At 45.9% G+C, this 21,813-nt stretch carries 22 protein-coding genes and 1 pseudogene; 3 read left to right on the forward strand and 20 right to left on the reverse strand.

What is annotated here, in order from left to right:
- Positions 1-597 (forward strand): annotated as a pseudogene (locus L5M10_RS10570) (IS3-like element ISSba5 family transposase); the annotation flags it as partial.
- Positions 598-733: 136 nt separating this feature from the next.
- Here L5M10_RS10570 and L5M10_RS10575 read toward each other — a convergent pair.
- The 10 genes from L5M10_RS10575 to ffh all read right to left on the reverse strand — a co-directional run bounded on the left by L5M10_RS10575 (position 734) and on the right by ffh (position 10,419).
- On the reverse strand, positions 734-1,069 hold the full coding sequence (locus tag L5M10_RS10575; protein WP_028760805.1) for a hypothetical protein: 336 nt from the start codon (positions 1,067-1,069) through the stop codon (positions 734-736).
- Positions 1,070-1,225: 156 nt separating this feature from the next.
- A complete protein-coding gene (locus tag L5M10_RS10580; RefSeq protein WP_263180815.1) occupies positions 1,226-2,401 on the reverse strand; it encodes a hybrid-cluster NAD(P)-dependent oxidoreductase in 1,176 nt (391 codons plus the stop codon).
- Between the two features lie 74 nt (positions 2,402-2,475).
- Positions 2,476-4,140 carry a hydroxylamine reductase gene (gene hcp / locus L5M10_RS10585; protein ID WP_263165645.1) on the reverse strand — a complete coding sequence of 555 codons (1,665 nt, stop codon included), beginning with the start codon at positions 4,138-4,140 and terminating at the stop codon, positions 2,476-2,478.
- 216 nt (positions 4,141-4,356) lie between these two features.
- Entirely contained in the window at positions 4,357-5,496 is a 1,140-nt protein-coding gene (gene tyrA / locus L5M10_RS10590) for a bifunctional chorismate mutase/prephenate dehydrogenase (protein WP_263160814.1), read from the reverse strand.
- A 27-nt stretch (positions 5,497-5,523) separates the two neighbouring features.
- The gene (locus L5M10_RS10595) at positions 5,524-6,615 is read right to left on the reverse strand and encodes a 3-deoxy-7-phosphoheptulonate synthase (protein WP_263160815.1); all 1,092 of its coding nucleotides are present in this window, start codon (positions 6,613-6,615) and stop codon (positions 5,524-5,526) included.
- Between the two features lie 260 nt (positions 6,616-6,875).
- A complete protein-coding gene (gene rplS, locus L5M10_RS10600; RefSeq protein ID WP_006080791.1) occupies positions 6,876-7,229 on the reverse strand; it encodes a 50S ribosomal protein L19 in 354 nt (117 codons plus the stop codon).
- Positions 7,230-7,263: 34 nt separating this feature from the next.
- The gene (gene trmD, locus L5M10_RS10605; RefSeq protein ID WP_028760810.1) at positions 7,264-8,010 is read right to left on the reverse strand and encodes a tRNA (guanosine(37)-N1)-methyltransferase TrmD; all 747 of its coding nucleotides are present in this window, start codon (positions 8,008-8,010) and stop codon (positions 7,264-7,266) included.
- A 15-nt stretch (positions 8,011-8,025) separates the two neighbouring features.
- The gene (rimM, locus tag L5M10_RS10610; protein WP_006080789.1) at positions 8,026-8,556 is read right to left on the reverse strand and encodes a ribosome maturation factor RimM; all 531 of its coding nucleotides are present in this window, start codon (positions 8,554-8,556) and stop codon (positions 8,026-8,028) included.
- Between the two features lie 20 nt (positions 8,557-8,576).
- Positions 8,577-8,828: a 30S ribosomal protein S16 gene (rpsP, locus tag L5M10_RS10615; RefSeq protein WP_006080788.1), complete on the reverse strand. Its 252-nt coding sequence runs from the start codon at positions 8,826-8,828 to the stop codon at positions 8,577-8,579.
- 217 nt (positions 8,829-9,045) lie between these two features.
- On the reverse strand, positions 9,046-10,419 hold the full coding sequence (gene ffh / locus L5M10_RS10620) for a signal recognition particle protein (RefSeq protein ID WP_006080787.1): 1,374 nt from the start codon (positions 10,417-10,419) through the stop codon (positions 9,046-9,048).
- Between the two features lie 289 nt (positions 10,420-10,708).
- Between ffh and L5M10_RS10625 the strand changes: the two genes are divergently transcribed.
- Positions 10,709-11,497: an inner membrane protein YpjD gene (locus L5M10_RS10625; protein WP_028760813.1), complete on the forward strand. Its 789-nt coding sequence runs from the start codon at positions 10,709-10,711 to the stop codon at positions 11,495-11,497.
- A gap of 99 nt (positions 11,498-11,596) precedes the next feature.
- Positions 11,597-12,871 carry an HlyC/CorC family transporter gene (locus tag L5M10_RS10630; RefSeq protein ID WP_263255248.1) on the forward strand — a complete coding sequence of 425 codons (1,275 nt, stop codon included), beginning with the start codon at positions 11,597-11,599 and terminating at the stop codon, positions 12,869-12,871.
- A gap of 100 nt (positions 12,872-12,971) precedes the next feature.
- On the opposite strand, the gene L5M10_RS10635 is transcribed toward L5M10_RS10630, so the two are convergent.
- The 10 genes from L5M10_RS10635 to L5M10_RS10680 form a co-directional block, all read right to left on the reverse strand.
- Positions 12,972-13,493, reverse strand: coding sequence for a DUF962 domain-containing protein (locus tag L5M10_RS10635; protein WP_006080784.1), 522 nt, complete (start codon positions 13,491-13,493; stop codon positions 12,972-12,974).
- A 210-nt stretch (positions 13,494-13,703) separates the two neighbouring features.
- A complete protein-coding gene (gene acpS, locus L5M10_RS10640) occupies positions 13,704-14,087 on the reverse strand; it encodes a holo-ACP synthase (protein ID WP_012088606.1) in 384 nt (127 codons plus the stop codon).
- Entirely contained in the window at positions 14,087-14,824 is a 738-nt protein-coding gene (pdxJ, locus tag L5M10_RS10645) for a pyridoxine 5'-phosphate synthase (RefSeq protein ID WP_263255249.1), read from the reverse strand. The genes acpS and pdxJ overlap by 1 nt, the downstream gene beginning before the upstream one ends.
- Positions 14,825-14,894: 70 nt before the next feature.
- Positions 14,895-15,605, reverse strand: coding sequence for a DNA repair protein RecO (gene recO, locus L5M10_RS10650; protein ID WP_263255250.1), 711 nt, complete (start codon positions 15,603-15,605; stop codon positions 14,895-14,897).
- Positions 15,606-15,633: 28 nt separating this feature from the next.
- Positions 15,634-16,650, reverse strand: a complete 1,017-nt coding sequence (gene era, locus L5M10_RS10655; protein WP_028760819.1) for a GTPase Era — start codon at positions 16,648-16,650, stop codon at positions 15,634-15,636.
- The gene (rnc, locus tag L5M10_RS10660; protein WP_012088603.1) at positions 16,647-17,327 is read right to left on the reverse strand and encodes a ribonuclease III; all 681 of its coding nucleotides are present in this window, start codon (positions 17,325-17,327) and stop codon (positions 16,647-16,649) included. Before rnc ends, era begins: the two co-directional genes overlap by 4 nt.
- Before the next feature lies 1 nt (position 17,328).
- Positions 17,329-18,246 carry a signal peptidase I gene (lepB, locus tag L5M10_RS10665; protein WP_028760821.1) on the reverse strand — a complete coding sequence of 306 codons (918 nt, stop codon included), beginning with the start codon at positions 18,244-18,246 and terminating at the stop codon, positions 17,329-17,331.
- A 183-nt stretch (positions 18,247-18,429) separates the two neighbouring features.
- Complete coding sequence (gene lepA, locus L5M10_RS10670) at positions 18,430-20,220, reverse strand: translation elongation factor 4 (protein ID WP_028760822.1); 1,791 nt, start codon at positions 20,218-20,220, stop codon at positions 18,430-18,432.
- 166 nt (positions 20,221-20,386) lie between these two features.
- The gene (locus L5M10_RS10675; RefSeq protein ID WP_105249858.1) at positions 20,387-20,860 is read right to left on the reverse strand and encodes a SoxR reducing system RseC family protein; all 474 of its coding nucleotides are present in this window, start codon (positions 20,858-20,860) and stop codon (positions 20,387-20,389) included.
- 10 nt (positions 20,861-20,870) lie between these two features.
- A complete protein-coding gene (locus L5M10_RS10680) occupies positions 20,871-21,803 on the reverse strand; it encodes a MucB/RseB C-terminal domain-containing protein (RefSeq protein WP_028760824.1) in 933 nt (310 codons plus the stop codon).
- Positions 21,804-21,813 lie beyond the last annotated feature (10 nt).

A 21,813-nucleotide genomic window follows, 5' to 3' on the forward strand; every position in this document is an offset into this window, starting at 1 on the left:
CAGCCTAAGCATTCTTATAGGAAAGCGACACAAGAGCATGTTGCAATCCCCAATACGCTAAATCGACAGTTTGCAGTAACTCAACCAGATCAAGTGTGGTGTGGCGACGTGACGTATGTTTGGGTCGGTAATCGCTGGGCCTATCTAGCCGTTGTTTTAGACTTATTTTCCCGCAAACCTGTTGGATGGGCTTTGTCATTATCACCAGATAGTGAGCTGACCTGTAAAGCTTTGAAAATGGCATTTGAGTTAAGGGGTAAGCCTGAGAATGTGATATATCACAGCGATCAAGGTTCGCATTACACGAGCTTGAAATTCAGACAATTAATATGGCGTCTTCAGATTGAGCAAAGTATGAGTCGCCGCGGGAATTGTTGGGATAACGCACCAATGGAGCGTTTCTTTAGAAGTTTGAAATCTGAGTGGATACCCGCCAATGGTTATGGGAATTTTACAGAAGCAGATAAAGAGATCACAAATTACATCACTGGATATTACAGTGAGACCAGACCCCATCAATATAATGGTGGGTTAACGCCAAATGAGTCAGAACGTTTATATTGGAATGACTCTAAAATCGTGGCCAATTTTACTTGACCACTACACCTGCAGTTTATGGACGCGAGAGGAAATAACCGAAGTCACTAGCGCCAACGCGCAGAGGACACACAGAATTTGGTAGCTGGACATAAGAGCCTCTAAAAATCATCAATTTAGAGACTCTAGCACAAGTTTAGATTTCTAAACCATCCAATAGACTTAACCACCCTTTAATGATCCTGTGGCAAAACCAAATGATCCCAAAGAGATAAATCGAAAGACTGAGCCAAGTCAGTGGAACGCAATAGCCGAGCACTAGCAAGCCAAGAAAGGCGAGATTAGAATGCCGTTGCCAACGCAAATGCGACGCCAATAATGGATTACCATGGAATTGGCGTTGGGAAAGATTAATGAACAAACTTAGCAGCACAGGAAGTAATAATAAGGGAAAACCCGACATCAAGGCGTACAACAAATGTCCCAGAGTACGGTCTTCAATTTTTGCGGCATAAGTGGTTGTCATTGTCATTGAGAGACTCCAGCCAGACTAATAGACTGGGCGCGAACATCATACGCCCTTGTCATTAACCTTACGTTCTCACTGAGATAAGCGCAACTAAGGATTAGAAATATTTCCATCCATTTAAAAATAAGTCACAAGTAAATGATGCTAATTAGCAGCACGTTAAAGTTTAAGTGTCACGTCGGATGCTAATGTTGTGGAGCAAGCGAGTACAAAACCGGCTTCAATTTCTGCAGTAGTCAGTGTCATCACGCTTGTCGATACCGTTTCGCCCTCCAAGACTTGACACTTACACGCGCCGCAAACGCCCGAACGACAGGCCGCAATAATCGGCAAACCTTCCGCCTCAATTCCCTCCAGCAGACTTTGTCCTTGATTTAGCGTCGTGCTTCGATCGCCAATAGACAAGGCGAAAGCCACTTCTGGTGGGTTTTCACTCGTTCCATCTGACGAGTTTGCTTGCATAAGCTGACTGCGGGCAACTTTCTCGGCCGTGGCAAAACTCTCATGGTATAACCGACTCATATCAAAATTGAGTTCGACCAATAAGGTTTTTACCGCTTGCATATAAGGTTCTGGCCCACAAAGGTAGATAGTACGCTCTGCAAAATCAGGTACTAAGGTTTGTAGCATCTGTGCACTTAACCGCCCGAAATCGAATGCTATCTTTGGTGAACACCCCAGTGTTTCAGTGACAGTCTCAAGTGCGTAGCTGAGCTTAAATGCATTAAAACGGTTGGCCATAGTCGCCAATGATGACTTAAAAATAATATCATTCTCTGATCGCGCACTGTGCACAAAGGCAATATCGGCATCAATTTGTGTATCAGTCAGATAACGCGACATAGAGTACATGGGGGTAATACCGCAACCAGCACTCAAAAAAAGGTATTTCTGCGCCGTTATAGCTAACAGATTAGCATCTAACTTTTCAGTCTCTGGCTGTTTATGGCTTAGCCGAGCAATATCAAACAGATTAAATTGCCCCGCGGGCGGCAGCACTCGCACACTCTGGCCGAGTAATAGATTGTCGATAAGATAATTAGATACGAGTCCACCCGCAACACGCTTAATCGTCACCATCAAGGAATATGGCCTAGATGGCGATGATGACAAGGTATAACTGCGGCACACTTGCTCGCCATTAATCTCAAGCACAAAGGTCATAAACTGACCGGGTTTATAGTCAAACTTCATCGGCTCGCCCGCTTGAAAACGAAAACTCACGACATCCGAGGTTTCATTCCAGCGTTCGACGCACACTAATTGATTAACACTTCCGGGTTTATGGGGCGAAACCGATAATGCCCGCGCTCCCGCTATCACACTCATGTTCATAGCATTTACCCACAAAACACTGCGGCCTCAGTAAACAAGCCAAAACCGCAGTTCAGCAACAATTCTTGGTTGATTTAAGCCACGTTTAACATATTTTTTAAATCGGCTTCGACTGTCGTGGTATTACGCAAGCCAAACTTATCTTCCAAAACTTTGGCTAAATTGGCCGTCAGGAATGCAGGTGGCGTCGGGCCTGTTCGAATATTTTTAACGCCAAGTGACAACAGCGTCAGCAGTACTACAATGGCTTTTTGCTCAAACCAAGAAAGCACTAAGCTCAGAGGTAATTCATTGATATCACATTCAAACACTTCAGCTAATGCAATCGCTAACTGAATCGCTGAATAGGCATCGTTACATTGGCCCACATCGAGCAAACGTGGAATACCGTTAATGTCACCAAATTCGAGCTTATTGAATTTGTACTTACCACAGCCTAGCGTCAGGATTATTGAATCCTTAGGTGTGGATTTAGCAAGTTCAGTGAAGTAGCTTCTGTCAGCTTTGTCGCCATCGCAACCGCCAACAAGGAAGAAATGCTTAATCGCACCACTCTTTACATTTTCAACCACGGCGGGCGCTGCGGCCATCAAGGCATTGCGGGCAAAACCAATAGTGATAGTGTGTGGGATTTCATCATAGATAAAGCCTTCTAAGGCTAACGCTTTATCAATGACAGCCGAGAAATCATCTCCTTCGATATGCACCACACCAGGCCAGCCCACTATGCTGCGAGTAAAGATACGATCACTATAACTACCCACATTTGGATCGATAATACAGTTAGATGTCATCACCACAGCGCCAGGGAAATTGGCAAATTCTTGCTGTTGATTCTGCCAAGCACTGCCGTAATTTCCTACAAGATGTGCATATTTTTTAAAGGCTGGATACGCCAGTGCAGGAAGCATTTCACCGTGGGTAAACACATTGATACCCTTGCCTACCGTCTGCTCGAGAATAAGCTCTAAATCCTTCATGTCATGGCCAGAGACTAGTATGGCTTTGCCCTTAACTGACTTAGTGTTGACCACAGTTGGCTCAGGATGACCAAAGGCCTGAGTTTCACCCGCATCCAGCATTGCCATTATGCGGTAGTTCAACTGACCTATGTCCATAGCCGTAGTAAACAGCTTATCGCCATCTACACTCGGCTCACCTAAGAAAGACATGATTTCATGGAAGCGCCCTGCCACATCAGCATCAGTCTGCCCCAACACGCGAGCATGCTCCATATAAGCAGCCGCGCCCTTAAGACCATATAAACACAATAACCTCAATCCCATGATGTCTTCATGAACTTCATGCTTATCTTTATTCAGCAGTGCAATCGGTGCCTGCGCTAGCATTTCAATCTTACTGGTCCCCAGCACTAACTGAGCGACTTGCGGCACTTGCTCAGCAGCAATACCGGCTTGTTCACAAGCCGCTTCGTAAGAAGCTTTTAACTGAGCACGATACTTAGCCGCCTGCTGGGTATAGGCCATAATGCGCTCATCATCGAAGTTGACGTTGGTGAGGGTCGCGAAAAAGGCTTTAGGCACAAAACTATCAATTTCAGCATCGATAATGCCCAGCTCGCGAGCTTTAACCGCATAAACAGACACGCCTTGCAGCATGTAAATCAGCAAGTCTTGCAGATCGGACGTTGCCGCCAACTTGCCACACATACCTTGGGAATAACTACAACCATTGCCAGCGGGTGTACGAATGGTTTGCTCACACTGAATACAGAACATGGATAGACTCCTAATTTAAATTCATGCTTTATTTTTGCATGTTTAAAACTAGTCTACCTAAACGTGCCATAAGCGACAGTCATTTCTAAAGTGAGATGCTAAATGTTAGAGAAAGATCACCTTAAGCAATTACTAATAAATACAATGTGACCTGTTAAAAATCCATAAAAAAACGCCCATCAATGATGGGCGTTTTAAAGAGTAACTGTTTATTTATTAATTGGTTTTCATATCATTTACCGATTGCAGCATAATACGGCTTTCGCGTTGGAATTGAGGGGCAAAATCCCCAAACCATTTGGCGACACTTTGGAACTGCTTAATAAACTCGTTCCTGTCACCCCGTTTTAGTAGCTCTAACGCTTCACGGTAGTTATCTAAATAATCACCAATAGCATGCTGGCTATCTTGCTGTGCAAAAATAATATCGGCGTAAAGCTCTGGGCTTTGGGCGAATAAGCGCCCTACCATAGCTAATTCTAATCGGTAAATCGGCGAGCTAAATTGCAGTAAAGTATCAATATCGGCCTCTTCCTTACACAGATTCAAACCATACACAAAGGTCGAGAAGTGACGCATTGCCTGCACTAGCTGCATCGCATTGTCGTGACGCTCAGGTTCTGCTTCGACAATCCGAGCTCCCCAAATGGCGATCTGCTCAAGTAACCACTGGTATTTTTCCGGCGAGCGACCATGACACACCACCACGACTTGCTTCGCCAGACTGCCCACATCAGGACCAAACATAGGATGAAAACCAACGACGGGACCAGAATGCGCCTCAAGCATGGCTTTAACTGGCTCAGTCTTGATGGAGGTCAAATCCGCCAGAATGCAGTCGGCTGGTAATTGGGTCAGCTTTTCACGAATAAGCTCGCAAGTAATCGCAATCGGCACAGTCACTAACACCATCCCCGCATCGGCAAATAAGCTATCCGCTTGCCGCCAATCGTCTTTATCGAGCAAATTCACTTGGTAGCCGGATAAGGTCAGCATTTGTGAAAATAGTCCACCGAGTTGCCCTTTACCGCCGACAATCACCACTGAGCCAAGATCTTTTTTAACTTGCTTAAAACCAACATCTTTTTCATTGAGGTAAGACTCACGCATCAAGCGACGCAAAATATCTTCGATCAACTGCGGCTCGATCCCCATAGTTTTTGCTTCTTCACGGCGTTTAGCCAGCATGGCGGCTTCACGCTGAGGCGCATAAATAGGTAAACCGGCGCCGTGTTTCACCGTGCCCACTTGCGCAACGAGATCCAAGCGCTTACGCAGTAAGTGCAGTAATTGCTGATCAACACCATCAATCAGGCCGCGAAGGTGTTCTAATTCGGCCGTTGTTTTTTCATTCATACCTGAGTCCATTAAGCTGTAACCAATTTAAGCGTTAGCTACTTTAAGCATATCGAAACGCGTTGGAAGTATTGAAGATAACTTCGCTGCGCCTTCCCGTAAAATGGTTTCTGTTTTTTCCCAATTAATACAAGAATCTGTTACAGAAACACCGTAAGCAAGCTCGCTTAATGGCCTATCACAACTTTGATTGCCTTCATTTAAATGACTTTCTAGCATGACGCCAATAATCGACTTATTGCCGTTAAAAATCTGCTCGAACACATCTTCACAGACAGGCTTTTGGCGGCTGTAGTCTTTGGATGAATTACCATGGCTGCAATCGATGATCAAACGTGCATTGAGTTTGGCTTTATGGAGCTGCGTTTCACACTCTGCCACACTCGCCGCATCATAGTTGGGCGTTGCACCACCGCGTAAAATCACATGGCCATCGGGATTACCTGCAGTTTGCAATAATGCGACTTGGCCCTGTTGGTTTATGCCCATAAATCTGTGGCTACTGGCCGCCGATTTTAGCGCATTAATCGCTACATCGAGCTTACCATCGGTGCCATTTTTAAAGCCCACCGGCATAGAAAGACCCGATGCCATTTCCCTATGGGTTTGCGATTCAGTGGTGCGAGCGCCAATGGCAGACCAAGTGACAAGCTCAGAAATGTACTGAGGACTGATAGGATCGAGTGCTTCGGTGGCAACAGGCAGTCCTAACTCGGCCAACCAAATCATTAGCTCACGGGCCATTTTCAGGCCTTTTTCGACATCGAAGGATTCATCCATATCGGGGTCGTTGATCATGCCCTTCCAACCTACCGTGGTACGCGGCTTTTCGAAGTAGACTCGCATTAAGATGTAAAACTCATCACTGAGTTCATCGTGCAACTTTTTAAGCTTTAAGGCATATTCCTTAGCCGCGGTGATATCGTGGATAGAGCAAGGGCCAGTGACGATCAATACTCGATTGTCGCGCTTGTGGACGATATCAGCCACGGTTTTGCGAGCATTAAGAATATAACGATAAGCATGCTCAGAGAGTGGCAAGGCATTTTTAAGCTCTTGCGGCGTGATTAAAACTTTCTCTGAACTAATGTGTACGTTGTTAATCGTATCTTGTTGCATGCTTACCACCTAAGACTTAGTGTTTAACCCAGTTATCGAAGCAGGACTTCAAGTCAGCTTGGGCATTCATTTCGGATATAAAATAGCGTAAACCCATCGCAATGTACTTTTGTAATGCTACACCATTACAATCAGGCGACCACTATGCCTGTTCATTCTCTTTAGATCAAGTATAAATACTCAAAAAACAGCAACAAAAAACCGCCACTAGGGCGGTTTTCTGTGCGAACACTACGTCTTGTTTTCTGTAGCGGTAACTATTACTTAGTTGCCAGCTTCTCACGGATACGTGCAGATTTACCTGAACGATCACGCAGATAGTACAGTTTGGCGCGACGAACGCGACCACGACGCTTAACTTCAATGCTAGCGATCAGCGGGCTGTGCGTTTGGAAAGCACGCTCAACACCTTCGCCATTAGAGATTTTACGTACTGTGAATGCAGAGTGCAGACCACGGTTACGCTTAGCAATTACAACGCCTTCAAAAGCCTGTAAACGCTCTTTATCGCCTTCTTTAACACGAACCTGAACGACTACTGTATCACCAGCACCAAACGCAGGTACGTCTTGTTTCATTTGCTCATCGTTGAGCATTTTAATGATGTTGTTCATAACTTACTCCGTTCTAGAATTAACTGAGCTACGACTAAGCATGCTTGTTCATTGCTTCAACGAACTGCGCTAATAGAGTCGTTTGTTCGTCAGTCAGAGCTAGATTTTGCAATAATTCTGGCCGTCTAAGTAAAGTCCTACCAAGGCTTTGCTGTAAACGCCAGAGTCTAATTTGTTCGTGGTTGCCACTTAGCAGCACTGCCGGTACGTCAAGACCATCCAAGCTTTCAGGGCGAGTGTAATGTGGACAATCCAGTAAACCGTCGGAGAAAGAATCTTGCTCCGCCGAAGCTTGTTTTCCTAGCACGCCAGGAACCAATCTCGATACTGAATCTATTAGAGTCATCGCCGGTAATTCGCCGCCCGAAAGCACGTAATCCCCTATCGACCACTCTTCATCCACTTCCGTTTGAATGATGCGTTCATCAATACCTTCGTATCGACCACAGACCAAAATCAAACGTGATGATTGAGCCAACTCAGTGACGCCTTGCTGATCCAGCTTGCGTCCTTGAGGTGACAAGTAAATCACCTTCGCACCTTCACCCGCTGCGGCTTTCGCTGCATGGATGGCATCGCGCAAGGGTTGCACCATCATCAACATTCCGGGACCACCGCCGTAAGGCCTGTCATCTACCGTATTGTGTCTATCATGGGTGAAATCACGGGGATTCCACGTGTGCAACTCGAGCAGGCCGTTTTTCACGGCTCGACCCGTAACACCAAAGTCTGTCACGGCACGGAACATCTCTGGGAACAGGGTTATTACCCCTAACCACATCTGTTGTACCTCGACTTAGAAGTCAGGATCCCAATCCACTAAAATCTGTTTACCTTGCAGATCCACCGTTTTGATGAACTGCTCAGGGACAAAGGGGATCATACGTTCCACTTTGCCGAAACTATCTTTAGCGTTGGCTTTAACGAGTAATACGTCGTTCGATCCTGTTTCCACGATCTGATCGACAATCCCCATGTTATAGCCTGTTGTATTGACCACTTCGCAACCGATGAGATCACGCCAGTAGAATTCATCTGCTGGCAAATCGTTCATCTGTTCCGGCAAAATCGCAATCTCACAATTTGTGAGCATTTGCGCTTGCTCCCGTGTTTCTACGCCATCAAGTAAGGCAACAACGGCCTTGCCTTGATAACGCCACTGGGTGACCTTTATTTCGCGCCATTCACCATTTTCTTTAATAAGCCAAGGTGAATAGTCAAAGATACCTTCAACAGAATCGGTATAGGCGGTGATTTTCAGCCAACCTTTAATGCCATGACAGGAGCCTAATTTCCCCAGTACGACTGGCTGTTGGTTACTGCTCATCAATCTATACCTTAACGCTATTAAGCTGTTGCTTTACGAGCGTCTTTGATCAGTTTTGCTACACGTTCTGTAGCAGCTGCACCGTTAGAAACCCAGTGCTCAACACGAGCTAGGTCTAAACGTAAAGTTTCTTCTTGGCCACGGGCCAATGGGTTGAAGAAACCAACACGCTCGATGAAACGACCGTCACGAGCGTTACGGCTATCAGCAACAACGATGTTGTAAAATGGACGCTTTTTTGCGCCGCCACGAGCTAAACGAATGGTAACCATGCGTTTTCAATCCTCTAATGATTTGCTTGAAGCAAAAATAAAAACTGGAACCCCGTGTTCGCGAAGAGTCCCAGATAGAAAGCCGGAAGATTTTACCTGACTTTCCAACGAATGCAACCAAAGATGGCGATTATTACGCCTGCGCCCTCAGTAAGCGGTTCATTGTTGCCAGAGTCAACCGACTGATAAAGTGCTAAGTTTAACTAAAAATGCCCGATTAACGTCCCGGAAATTTCATTCCTGGCGGCATCATGCCACGCATTCCGCGCATCATTTTTTGCATGCCGCCCTTAGCAGACATTTTTTTCATCATCTTTTGCATTTGAGTAAACTGTTTCAATAAACGGTTTACATCTTGAATTTGCGTGCCAGAACCGGCAGCGATGCGACGTTTGCGTGAGCCCTTGATTAAATCAGGGTTCTTACGCTCCTTGGAAGTCATCGAATTAATGATGGCTTCCATTTGGCCTGTCATCTTGCCGTCTTGGATTTGCGCTAAGGCTTCTGGGGGCAATTGACCGACACCGGGCAGTTTTTCCAGCATATTCATCATGCCGCCCATGTTTTTCATTTGCTGTAACTGCTCACGGAAATCTTCTAAATCGAAACTGCCACCTTGCTTCACTTTCGAAGCCAGCTTCATGGCCTTTTCTTTATCGACGCCACGCTCAACTTCTTCGATAAGCGATAACACATCGCCCATGCCCAAAATGCGTGAGGCGATACGATCGGGATGGAACGGTTCTAGCGCGTCGGTCTTTTCACCGACACCAAGGAATTTGATCGGCTTGCCCGTAATGTGGCGAATCGATAACGCCGCACCACCGCGCGCATCACCATCGACTTTGGTTAAGATCACCCCTGTCAGTGGTAAAGCTTCGTTAAACGCCTTAGCCGTGTTCGCCGCATCTTGACCTGTCATAGCATCAACAACGAACAAGGTCTCGATAGGCTTGACCGCAGCGTGTAAGCCTTTGATCTCGTCCATCATGGCTTCGTCAACGTGCAGACGACCCGCGGTATCGAGGATCACCACATCGATAAACTTTAATTTAGCGTGGGCAATCGCCGCTTTCGCAATGTCAATTGGTTTTTGGCTAACGTCCGATGGGAAAAACTCCACCGCCACTTCTTGCGCTAACGTCTCAAGCTGTTTAATCGCCGCGGGGCGATAAACGTCAGCACTGACGACTAATACCGATTTTTTATGGCGTTCGCGTAAAAATTTACCCAGTTTGGCCACACTGGTGGTTTTACCCGCACCTTGTAAACCCGCCATCATAATCACAGCTGGCGGCTGAGTGGCTAAATCTAGGGCTTCATTCGCCTCGCCCATGGATTTTTCAAGTTCACTTTGAACTATCTTAATAAAGGCTTGGCCTGGGCTTAAGCTTTTAGAGACTTCTTGGCCAACGGCACGTTCTTTTACATTATTAACGAATTCGCGCACCACAGGCAGGGCAACATCGGCCTCCAGCAGTGCCATACGCACTTCGCGCAGGGTTTCCTTAACGTTTTCTTCAGTTAAGCGACCACGGCCACTGATATTTTTCAGTGTGCGTGACAGTCTGTCGGTTAGGTTCTCAAACATCGTCCTGTTCTATACCTTTAAGAATCTCGATTGATGGGCTGTATTATAACGATGCATGCGCATTATGCTACTGCTGCACCCATCTTGATTGTGGTTAAGTGTTTTACTTGCGCTGAGTCATGTTTTATTGTCGTCGACACACTATTTAACCCTAACAATAAGAATCTGCTAAATTTTGCAACTCATGTCACTGCCCATTTGCCGACAGCTCATGTTATTCTAGGGAAAATATTGATCTGTATGCCCCGTTTTTAAGGCACCTTTAACTACACAAATAGGTTAATTACCCATGGTCATCTTTTCTGCCTCAGCCATGTTTTTTTATTGCATTGCATTGGTACTAGTGACGAGTAGATTGTTTCACCCAGACGGTCCGAATCGCCGTGCTGTCGCAGGCTTTGCCGCTATTGCGGTTATTTTGCATGCTGCAGCATTATCACAAGTGATTTTCACCACAGATGGCCAAAACTTTAGCCTGACGAATGTGATTTCCTTAGTGAACTGGATTATCGCTTTTACTTTTACGATATTGATGTTCAGGCTGAAAGTCATCGTCGTCGTGCCCGTGGTTTACGCCTGCTCAGTGCTTTCGGTTGCCCTACTCTGGTTATTGCCGCCTAAATTCATCACGCATTTTGAGCTTTATCCTGAAGTATTAGCCCACGTCGTATTGTCACTCATGGCCTACAGCGCCCTGATGATTGCCGCCCTATATGCAATACAACTGGCGATGATCCAAAATAAACTGAAGAAAAAACAATTTATGCTGAGCCCTGGCATTCCGCCGCTGATGACAGTTGAAAAACAACTTTATCACCTGGTGATTATCGGCGTTATCTTGCTCAGTTTGTCGCTCGCGACTGGTTTTATCTTCCTTGAAGATATGTTCGCCGATGGTAAAGGTCATAAGGCAATTCTGTCGATAATGGCTTGGTTTGTATACATTACTATGCTGTGGCAACAGTATTGGGTCGGTTGTAAAATTCGTACCGCAGTCATTTACACTCTGACTGGCGCATCCTTACTTTCGCTCGCATATTTTGGCGCGCGCATTGTCAAAGAATTAATCCTCAACTAAACATTTAAGTCGGCTGGGGCAGTTATTGCTGCGGCCGACTTGACACTTTTTTTAAATGTCGGTATTTACTTAAGTTTACTGGCCACATTGGAGCCTTTTTTGGACGCTATATCGACAAGCGCACTCCTGATCGTTTTACTAGTGCTTATCCTATTCTCTGCCTATTTTTCAGGCTCAGAAACCGCAATGATGACTCTCAACCGTTACCGTTTACGCCACTTAGCCAACAATGGCCATAAAGGGGCGATTAGAGCCTTGAAGTTACTTGAGCGTCCTGACCGTTTGATTGGATTGATCTTAATTGGCAATAACTTAGTCAATATTTCCGCATCTGCTATTGCGACTATCATTGGTATGCGTCTTTGGGGCGACTTAGGGGTCGCTGTTGCAACAGGCGTGCTTACGTTAGTCGTGCTCGTTTTTGCTGAAGTCACGCCAAAAACCATCGCAGCGCTAAATCCTGAGCGTATTGCTTTTCCCTCTAGCATACTGCTACTTATACTTTCCTCGACCTTTGCCTATGTTGTCTCAAGCGTTAATTTGATAACCACAGGCATCTTACGTTTGATGGGGATAAAAACCGTTAATAGTAACGATGCACTAAGCCAAGAAGAGTTGCGTACTGTGGTACATGAGGCAGGGGCACTCATCCCCCGACGCCACCAAGAAATGCTGTTATCTATCTTGGATTTAGAGAAAGTCACCGTTGAAGATATTATGGTGCCACGCTCAGATATCTACGGAATTAACGTCAATGACGAATTTAAGGTTATCAATCGTCAGGTGATCCAAAGTCCACATACCCGAGTGTTAGTGTATCGCGACACCATAGACGATGCAGTGGGCTTTATTCACTTACGTGACGCCCTGCGCCTCCAATCTAAAGAGCAATTTAGCAAGTCATCTTTGCTACGTGCAGTGAAAGAACTCTACTTTGTGCCAGAAGGTACGCCACTCAATGTGCAGCTAGCTAACTTCCAACAAAATAAAGAGCGCATCGGCTTAGTCGTTGATGAATATGGTGATATTCAAGGTCTAGTAACACTCGAAGATATTCTCGAAGAGATTGTCGGCGACTTTACCACTTCTATGTTGACCACACCGAGTGAAGACATTAAGGTCCAGCAAGATGGCAGCTACTTAGTCGATGCGGGCATTACGATCCGCGATTTGAATAAAGAAATGAAGTGGAACTTTCCCACCGATGGCCCTAAAACCCTAAACGGTCTGATCCTAGAATACCTAGAGGAAATCCCCTCAGCTAACACGAGTTTACGTTTAGCCGGTTATCCCTTAGAGATTATCGATGTGGCAGAAAATATGATTAAAACCGTGCGTATCATACCGCTGCATTATCACCCGCCTAGAGCTTAGCTTTCGATTTTCCCCATAAAAAATCGGCCGAACCACATACTAATATGTCGTTCGGCCGACTGCTCCCCCGAGCAATACTTTTCCCAAGTGATGTAACGAGTTAAATCTTTTTCGCCTCAAGTGCGCGGCGCTTTTCAATCGCCATCGGCGTTATCTGGGCATTGAGCGCCTTTTCTAGGCCCAACATAAAATACACTTCCGCCATCAAGAAGAATGGCCCAATTAATAACTGATTCAAATCATCTACAAAGGCAGGCTTGGCTTTTTCATATTTATGGCCAATTAACTGGAACACCCAGCCCACCACAAATACCCCGAGGGCAAGCCAAGTGGCACCGGCAATATGCGCCGCCCATTCAGTTGTGAGCAGTACAGGTACCATGAATAATATGAGTCCCATTGAAAGCCTTAAGTGTAAACGGACATAGTAGGCCGACACTAACACGCCGACAATCAAGGCTAAACTGGTCTCGCCCAGACTGCCCAGCGGAATACGTACAGTGGCCAGCAACAAGAAAGCAGACCAAATAATCAGTGGGATACCAATAAAATGGGTCTGAATATTACGATGATTTAAATGCACACTTTTGTAGGTCGATAACTGCTCTGCGGCGGATTTCATTTTAGGTTCCTCTTCATTTGCCCCTGCTTTTAACTGCGCCAAATTGAGCGACGCGCAAGCCATAAACTAGCGCAAAACAATTAAGCTGAACAGTAAAAGTAAACGAATTGTTGCACTTTATTGTTTGGTACTTATTTTGATACCCATCCAGAAATGAAAAAAGGAACCCTAAGGTTCCTTTTTTACCGCCGACAGACACAAAACTCGGGTTTATTGAGACTCTATGATTACCGTCGCAATCGCATAGGATTTTTCATCGGCAATAGAGATATGTCCAACCGTCGCTTTAAGCTGCTGTAAGCGCGTCAGCGCCCCCTCGGTAAAGTGAATCGTCGGCGCACCATCCTCATTGTTGCCAATGTGAATATGCTGAAACGACACGCCGCGGCCAATGCCCGTACCGAGCGCTTTGGCTGCGGCTTCTTTGGCGGCAAAACGCTTGGCAAGATAACGGCTTGGCTGACTATGGGCAGTATAAATGGCCAACTCAGCCTCGGTCAGCACACGTTTCGCCAGCTTGTCGCCTGCGCGCGCCACATGCGCCTGAATACGCTCAATCTCGACGATATCTGTGCCTAGGCCGACAATCGCCATTATTCGCCTCGACGACCTTCAAGCATTAACACTTTCATGTCTTTCACTGCTGTCGCTAAACCGTCAATGGCGGCACGGGCGACAATCGCATGGCCGATATTGAGTTCATATAACTCAGGAATCGCCGCGATGGGTTTCACGTTGTGGTAATGCAAACCATGACCCGCGTTAACCACTAAACCTTTGCCATGGGCGTATTTGGCCATTTCGCTAATACGTGCTAACTCAGTGGCTTCTTCTGCTTCCGTTTTCGCATCGGCATAACAGCCAGTGTGGATTTCGATAAGCGGTGCGCCAGAGGCAACAGCGGCATCAATTTGAGTTTTATCGGCATCGATAAATAAGGAGACTTGAATACCCTTAGCAGCTAAACGACTAACTGCTGCAGTGATTTTATCTAATTGCCCCGCCACATCTAAACCGCCTTCAGTGGTGACTTCTTGACGTTTTTCTGGCACTAAACAGACATAGGTCGGCTTAATTTCACAGGCGATGTTAAGCATTTCTTCGGTCACAGCACATTCAAAATTCATGCGGGTTTTCAAGGTTTTTGCCAACAGATATACATCGCGGTCTATGATATGGCGTCTGTCTTCACGCAAATGGATAGTGATGCCATCGGCGCCAGCATGTTCAGCAACGGCAGCAGCATGCACAGGATCAGGATAACTGGTGCCACGGGCTTGGCGCAGAGTAGCAATATGGTCGATATTCACGCCCAATAAGATACGGCTCATCGGGAACTCCTTAATGTTTAACGCTGATATTGCGGCCTATTGTACTTAGGCTCACGCTAAAAAACAGGAGCTAGGGCAAATTATTCCCATCAATCTTAGTTGGTACGGCAGTGCTGACGAACAATTGTCGACTCAACAAAGGTTTAGTCCCGAGTAATGGCGTTAACAGGGAGCGCATCAACAACTTAGCGCTCAAAAAATGTGCGTCGGTGAGCTGGTTATCGTTAAGCGCCGTCAACATTGCCCCTTGATAGGCATTGCGAGCACGGGAGTTGAGTACAAATTGAAAACCTAACTCAGGCACGAGCTGGTAATAATAGTCAGGCACGAGGGGTTCACCTTGAGTATCGCGGCTAAGAGAAGGCATAAAACCTAATTCCCGCAGCAAGGCAAGCTCAATATAACGCAGTTGGGATTGGCAAAACTTCGCGGCAAGGCCGACTAAGGCTTGATGATAAATGAGGAACAACTCTTCGGCATTGTGCTGTACAGACAAAGTGCGAACCAATAACTCATTGATATACATGCCAGCAAACAAGCTTTGACCAGAAAGAGGCACAGCAGGCGCAGCGGCTTCGACTTGAGTTAAGGTTTTTAATTCAGACTTACCGCTAAATTCGAAGATCAGCGGTTGAAAGGGCTGGAGAATACTCTTGATAGAGCGCTTACCGCTGCCGGTTCGGGCAACCACATCAACCCGTCCAATGCCGTCAACTAAGAGGTTAACTAAGACACTGGACTCTCGATATGGGCGATGATGTAAAACGTAACCACGTTTCATCGGTAAGCGCGCTCGCTGAAATTAATGCTTAATCGTCGCCGTAACCTAAGCTACGCAAGGCGCGTTCATCATCGGCCCAACCGGATTTCACTTTCACCCACACTTCGAGGAAAACTTTATTATCAAACAAGGTCTCCATGTCTAAGCGAGCTTGAGTTGCGATAGTACGAATACGTTCGCCCTTGCTACCAATCACCATACGTTTTTGACCTTCACGCTCAACAAGGATCAAGGCATTGATTTGATAAACACCATTTTCCATCATCTTGAACTGTTCAATCTCAACTGTCGCATCATAGGGTAATTCATCACCTAAGAAGCGCATCAGTTTTTCACGCACAATTTCCGACGCCATAAAACGTTGCGAACGATCGGTAACATAGTCTTCAGGGAAGAAGAAAGGTCCTTCAGGAATAGACGCCGCCGCTAGCTCTAAAATGCGCTTAACGTTGGTACCTTTACTGGCTGAAATCGGCAAAATTTCATCGAAAGGATATTTTTTGGCGACTTCTTCCAAATACGGGAACAGCGATTCTTTGTCTTTGATATTGTCGACTTTATTGATCGCCAGAATTGTCTGACGCTCTTCACCACCACGGCGTAATTTACTCAACACCATCTCATCATCGGCGGTCCACGTCATGCCATCGACCACAAAAATCACCATAGCCACATCGGCAAGCGAACTGGCTGCTGCGCGGTTCATCAGGCGGTTAATCGCCCGCTGCTCTTCTATGTGTAAACCTGGTGTATCGATGAACACGATTTGCTTCGGACCATCGGTATGAATACCCATGATACGGTGGCGCGTTGTTTGTGGCTTTTTAGAAGTAATACTTACCTTCTGACCAAGCAAACGGTTGATTAACGTTGATTTACCGACGTTAGGGCGACCAATGATCGCCACCATGCCGCAATAAGTGACATCGTATTGGGCCGACGGCGTTGGCGCGGCCGCATTCATCCTTGCCAGTAATTCATCTAAACTCGGCTCAGTTGCCGCTTTTGCAGCATCGATACCTGACAAGTCTGTTTTTTTGGTCATTTCTTTAGTAACTCCAATACTTGAGCGGCCGCGATTTGCTCGGCTTTACGGCGTGAACTCGCCACACCAATGACGCTTTGGCTCAAGTCTTCAATACGACATTCAACAGTAAATGTCTGATCGTGGGCATCGCCTTCTATGTTGATTACTTGGTAATCAGGCAGCGGCTTTTTAAACCCTTGTAAATGTTCTTGCAGTAATGTCTTAGCGTCTTTCTGGCTGATCCCGGGTTGGATTTCGGCCAAACGCTCGGCATACCATTTCAACAGTAATGCACGGCAAACTTCGAGATCGGAATCAAGGTAAACGGCGCCAATAATGGCTTCAACCGCATCGGCAAGAATCGACTCGCGTCTAAATCCGCCACTTTTCAACTCGCCAGGACCGAGATATAAATAATCGCCGAGCTTAAACTCTTGGGCGATGATAGTTAGGGTATCACCGCGAACTAAGGTGGCACGCATCCGGCTTAAATCGCCTTCGGTTGCCTTCGGAAACTGATGATACAAAGCATCAGAAATCACGATAGATAAAATTGAATCACCTAAAAACTCTAAGCGCTCATTATGCTTATTTGCCGCACTTCTGTGGGTCAGCGCTTGAGTCAAAAGCTCAATATTCTTGAACTCATAACCTAAGGTACGACACAAACGTGGCAAATTTTTAATCGGTTCCATGCTATTTAATTCCACCTACACGCTCAAAACGCACACCGCTAGGCACCCAAGTTGGGAGGAAGTCGGCTTTTGAACGGTCAAATTCAAAACTAATCCAAATCGCTACCGCTTTACCGACCAGGTTTTCTTCTGGCACAAAGCCCCAGAAACGACTGTCGGTACTGTTATCGCGGTTATCGCCCATGGCAAAGTAATGGCCTTCTGGCACTAAAAACTCACCCGCGGGTAAATTACCTTCGCGCTTAAAATACCCCAGCATGTCAGGTCGACTTGGGTTGATCAAAATATCGTGGGCAACATCGCCCAATTCCTCTTTATAACGCAGTAATGGCACACCATCTTGGCTGTAATCACCACGACTGATCTCTGTGCGGGCGATAACTTGCGGTTCTGGACAAGCTGTTTGCTCAACACCACAAGCCTTTTGGATCATCAACTGTTTATTACGGTAAATAATTCTATCACCCGGCAAACCGACTACACGTTTAATGTAGTCAATGGCAGGGTTTTCAGGATATTTAAATACCACCACATCACCGCGTTTGGGCTCGCCAGTTTCAACCAACTTGGTTCGCCATACGGGATCTTTAAGCCCATAACTAAATTTTTCCACCAGAATGAAGTCGCCCACTAAGAGGGTTGGCATCATAGAGCCCGATGGGATTTGAAATGGCTCATAAATGAATGAACGTAGGATCAACACAAAGGCAATCACAGGGAAGATAGAGTGCGCGGTTTCGACTATGGTCGACTCACGAATGATTTGGTACTCAGCTTCTTCAGTTAAATTCGCTTGTGATGCCTTTGCTAACGCTAAACTCTCACGACGCTTTGGCGCGAAAACGAGCACATCGACTAACCATATAAGTCCTGAGATCAGGGTGATTAGCACTAGAATAATGGAAAAATACGCTGCCATTGCTTATTGAACTCCTGCCTTAAAAATAATTAAAGGTGCCTAACTCAGCGAATATCATACTTTAGTTAACTTACCGTATTCGACCTTGGTAAACCAAAGTGATAAACCAATGCGATAACCTAACTAAAGCGCCGCAAACAGCGGCGCAATAGTCAACTAAATTGTCACTTCTTATGCTAACGATTACTCGTTTAGCTTAAGTACCGCTAAGAATGCTTCTTGTGGCACCTCAACGTTACCTACTTGCTTCATCCGTTTCTTACCCTCTTTTTGTTTATTTAAGAGTTTTTTCTTACGAGAAACGTCGCCGCCATAACACTTAGCCGTTACGTCTTTACGCAGGGCTTTCACGGTTGAACGGGCAATAATTTGACTGCCCACCGCCGCTTGAATCGCAATATCAAACATCTGACGTGGAATAAGTTCTTTCATCTTATCCACTAAAGCTAAACCACGGTGACGAATGTTTGATCTATGGATAACCATAGCCAAGGCGTCGACTCGGTCGCCGTTGATGAGAATATCTAAACGCACCATGTCTGCAGGATCGAAACGAATAAAGTTATATTCGAGTGATGCATAACCACGGCTAGTGGATTTCAAACGGTCGAAAAAGTCCATGACCACTTCCGCCATTGGCAGATGGTAAGTCACAGCCACTTGGTTACCGTGGTAAACCATGTTCACTTGGGTGCCACGTTTTTCAATACACAGGGTAATCACGTTACCTAAGTATTCTTTTGGCACTAAAATGTTGGCCTCAACAATCGGCTCACGCATTTCTTCAATGTTGTTAATCGCAGGCAGATCAGACGGGTTATCAACGTAAATCGTTTCACCGCTGGTCATGACAACTTCGTACACTACGGTTGGCGCAGTGGTGATCAACTCTAGGTTATATTCACGCTCTAAACGCTCTTGTACGATTTCCATGTGGAGCAGGCCTAAATAGCCAATGCGGAAACCAAAACCGAGTGCAGATGAACTTTCAGGTTCAAAGAATAATGACGCATCGTTCAGGCTGAGTTTGTTCAGCGCATCACGGAAGTTTTCATATTCGTCGGTCGAAATTGGGAATACGCCAGCGTATACCTGTGGCTTCACTTTCTTAAAACCAGGTAACGGCTTTTCAGCACCATTTTTGGCTAAAGTTAACGTATCGCCCACGGGCGCGCCGTGAATTTCCTTCAGACCCGCAATCACAAAGCCGACTTCACCGGTTTTAAGTTCAGTTTTGTCAGTTTGTTTTGGCGTGAAAATACCCACGCGATCCGCAGTGTGGTTTTGCCCTGTAGACATGACCTTAAACTTGTCACCTTTTTTCAGGCTACCGTGTTTAATTCGCACTAACGACACTACGCCTAAGTAGTTATCAAACCAAGAATCGATGATCAAGGCTTGCAATGGTGCGTCAGGATCGCCTTCTGGCGGTGGAATTTTGGCAACAATGACTTCTAAAACCTCATCGACACCGACACCGGTTTTAGCCGAACAACGCACAGCATCCATCGCATCAATACCGACGATATCTTCAATCTCGGCAGCAACACGTTCCGGATCGGCTTGTGGTAAGTCAATCTTGTTTAAAATGGGTACCACATCTAGATTCATATCCAGCGCGGTATAACAGTTTGCCAGTGTCTGAGCTTCAACGCCCTGACCCGCATCAACCACCAGCAAAGCACCTTCACAGGCAGCTAATGAGCGCGAGACCTCGTAGGAGAAGTCAACGTGACCTGGGGTATCAATAAAGTTGAGTTGATAGACAAGGCCATCTTTGGCTTTATAATCCAAAGTGACACTTTGTGCCTTAATCGTAATACCACGCTCACGTTCTAGATCCATAGAATCTAAAACTTGAGAATCCATTTCACGGTCGGTTAAACCGCCACAAACCTGAATAAGACGATCTGATAGCGTCGATTTACCATGGTCGATATGGGCAATAATTGAGAAGTTTCTAATTTGTTTCATTATGCTGCAATGACTAATACTGAAAATGGATACGGTTCAAAGGAGCGAAATTGTACCTGATTGCGGTTTCAATACCAATCACATTCACTCCTACTTAAGACAGGCCGATAAAACAACGTCCAAAACCGCAGTTAGCTGTTATTTGATAAAAAATAACACATTGAAATTATTGAGCTAATTCGTTTAAATTGATGCTCCTACCTAAATAGGCCAAAATCACAGGCTGAGCATCAACTTCTAAACGTTTGGCCTGTTGCTTACCAAAAGACCACGCAATCAAGGCACCAACGGCCGCAAAGCCCATGGCACCTAGGTTAGGATTAAACTCAAGCAACTGGCCTAAAAATTGTCCTAACGCCGCGCCGACAAACAGGCCAAACAGCGGCATTAAATAGATTAATGCTGCTGCTTTGAGGATCACGCTCTCGGGAAGGCCTAATTTGAGTAATTCACCAGCCTCACAGCGGCGGTCACTCTGAATAGAAAATTGCTGGGTTTTCGAGGAAAAAGCCTGAGCGACAGCAGAGGTCCCGCAAGACTCACTGTTACTGCAGCTCTTGCAGGTACTCTTAAGTTCCACTTCAACCGTCAACCAGCCTTGACTATCACTGGAGACGACTCTGGCAATTTCTTCCATCATAATCGGCGTCCTATTCTAGCGTCAGACTTTTAGCAATGCGCGTTAAGGTTTCTGTCGGCACTTTACCCACAGCAACCACTTCGGCATTACCGACTTTTTCTGAGACTAATGACAAGCCATTACGGGTAATTAATTCTTCAGGCAATGGACTTGTGCCCGCACGCGCCACATAAACAGAAATATTTGCCAGTCCATCGGTCAGTGCTATGTATTCCACCGCTTCGTGACTGCCAATTAATCTATGGTGGTCGCGCACTACCACAGTAAAACCTGCGGGTAACCAAGCAAATTGCCAGTTTTGACCGTCTTGGCGCTCGGCTTGATCTATAACTGCCGGCCACTCTTGCTTATAGGCCTCTTGCAAAATAGCTGGCGGCTCGCTGAATTCAATGAGTTCAATCACCATGATCTGCTCAAGTAATTGCTTATCTTGAGTCAGCATGTCGTATCTCAGCGGCAGATAGGTTTCCATATCAAGCCAAATTTGAAAGCCATAACGGAATTCATCATTAGGCAACAGGCGGATCATCTGCCCCGGACGCCCAGCGATACGGGTACGGCCACCGAGTACAAACTGATAACCCACTTCTAAGTCCGCCATATTGGCAGAGAAAGCAGCAGGCCAGACACCTTGAATATGATTAGAAACGATACTATACGCAGGCTCATCGTGCTCAATAAAGGTGACACGATTACCGACACGCACTGCATTTTTGGGTGGACCGTTAAGGTATTCTAGAAAGGCAACTTCTTGATTATTCACCTTACCATGCAGGTAAACCAAAGGCCGAATATGATCGGCCTGAAGTTGAATAATCGATGCTTTAAACTCTTTCTCTCGTAAAGCCTGACTCATTTTCTCGAGCCAAGCTTTGGCAGGCATGTCTTCCTGCGCGGTTGCAGGAAAGACCAAGGCTAATAAAGCCAACAGGATTAGACGCAAGCTAACTCCT

It is taken from the genome of Shewanella sp. SM32 (genome assembly GCF_025654235.1).
GTDB lineage: Bacteria > Pseudomonadota > Gammaproteobacteria > Enterobacterales > Shewanellaceae > Shewanella > Shewanella oncorhynchi.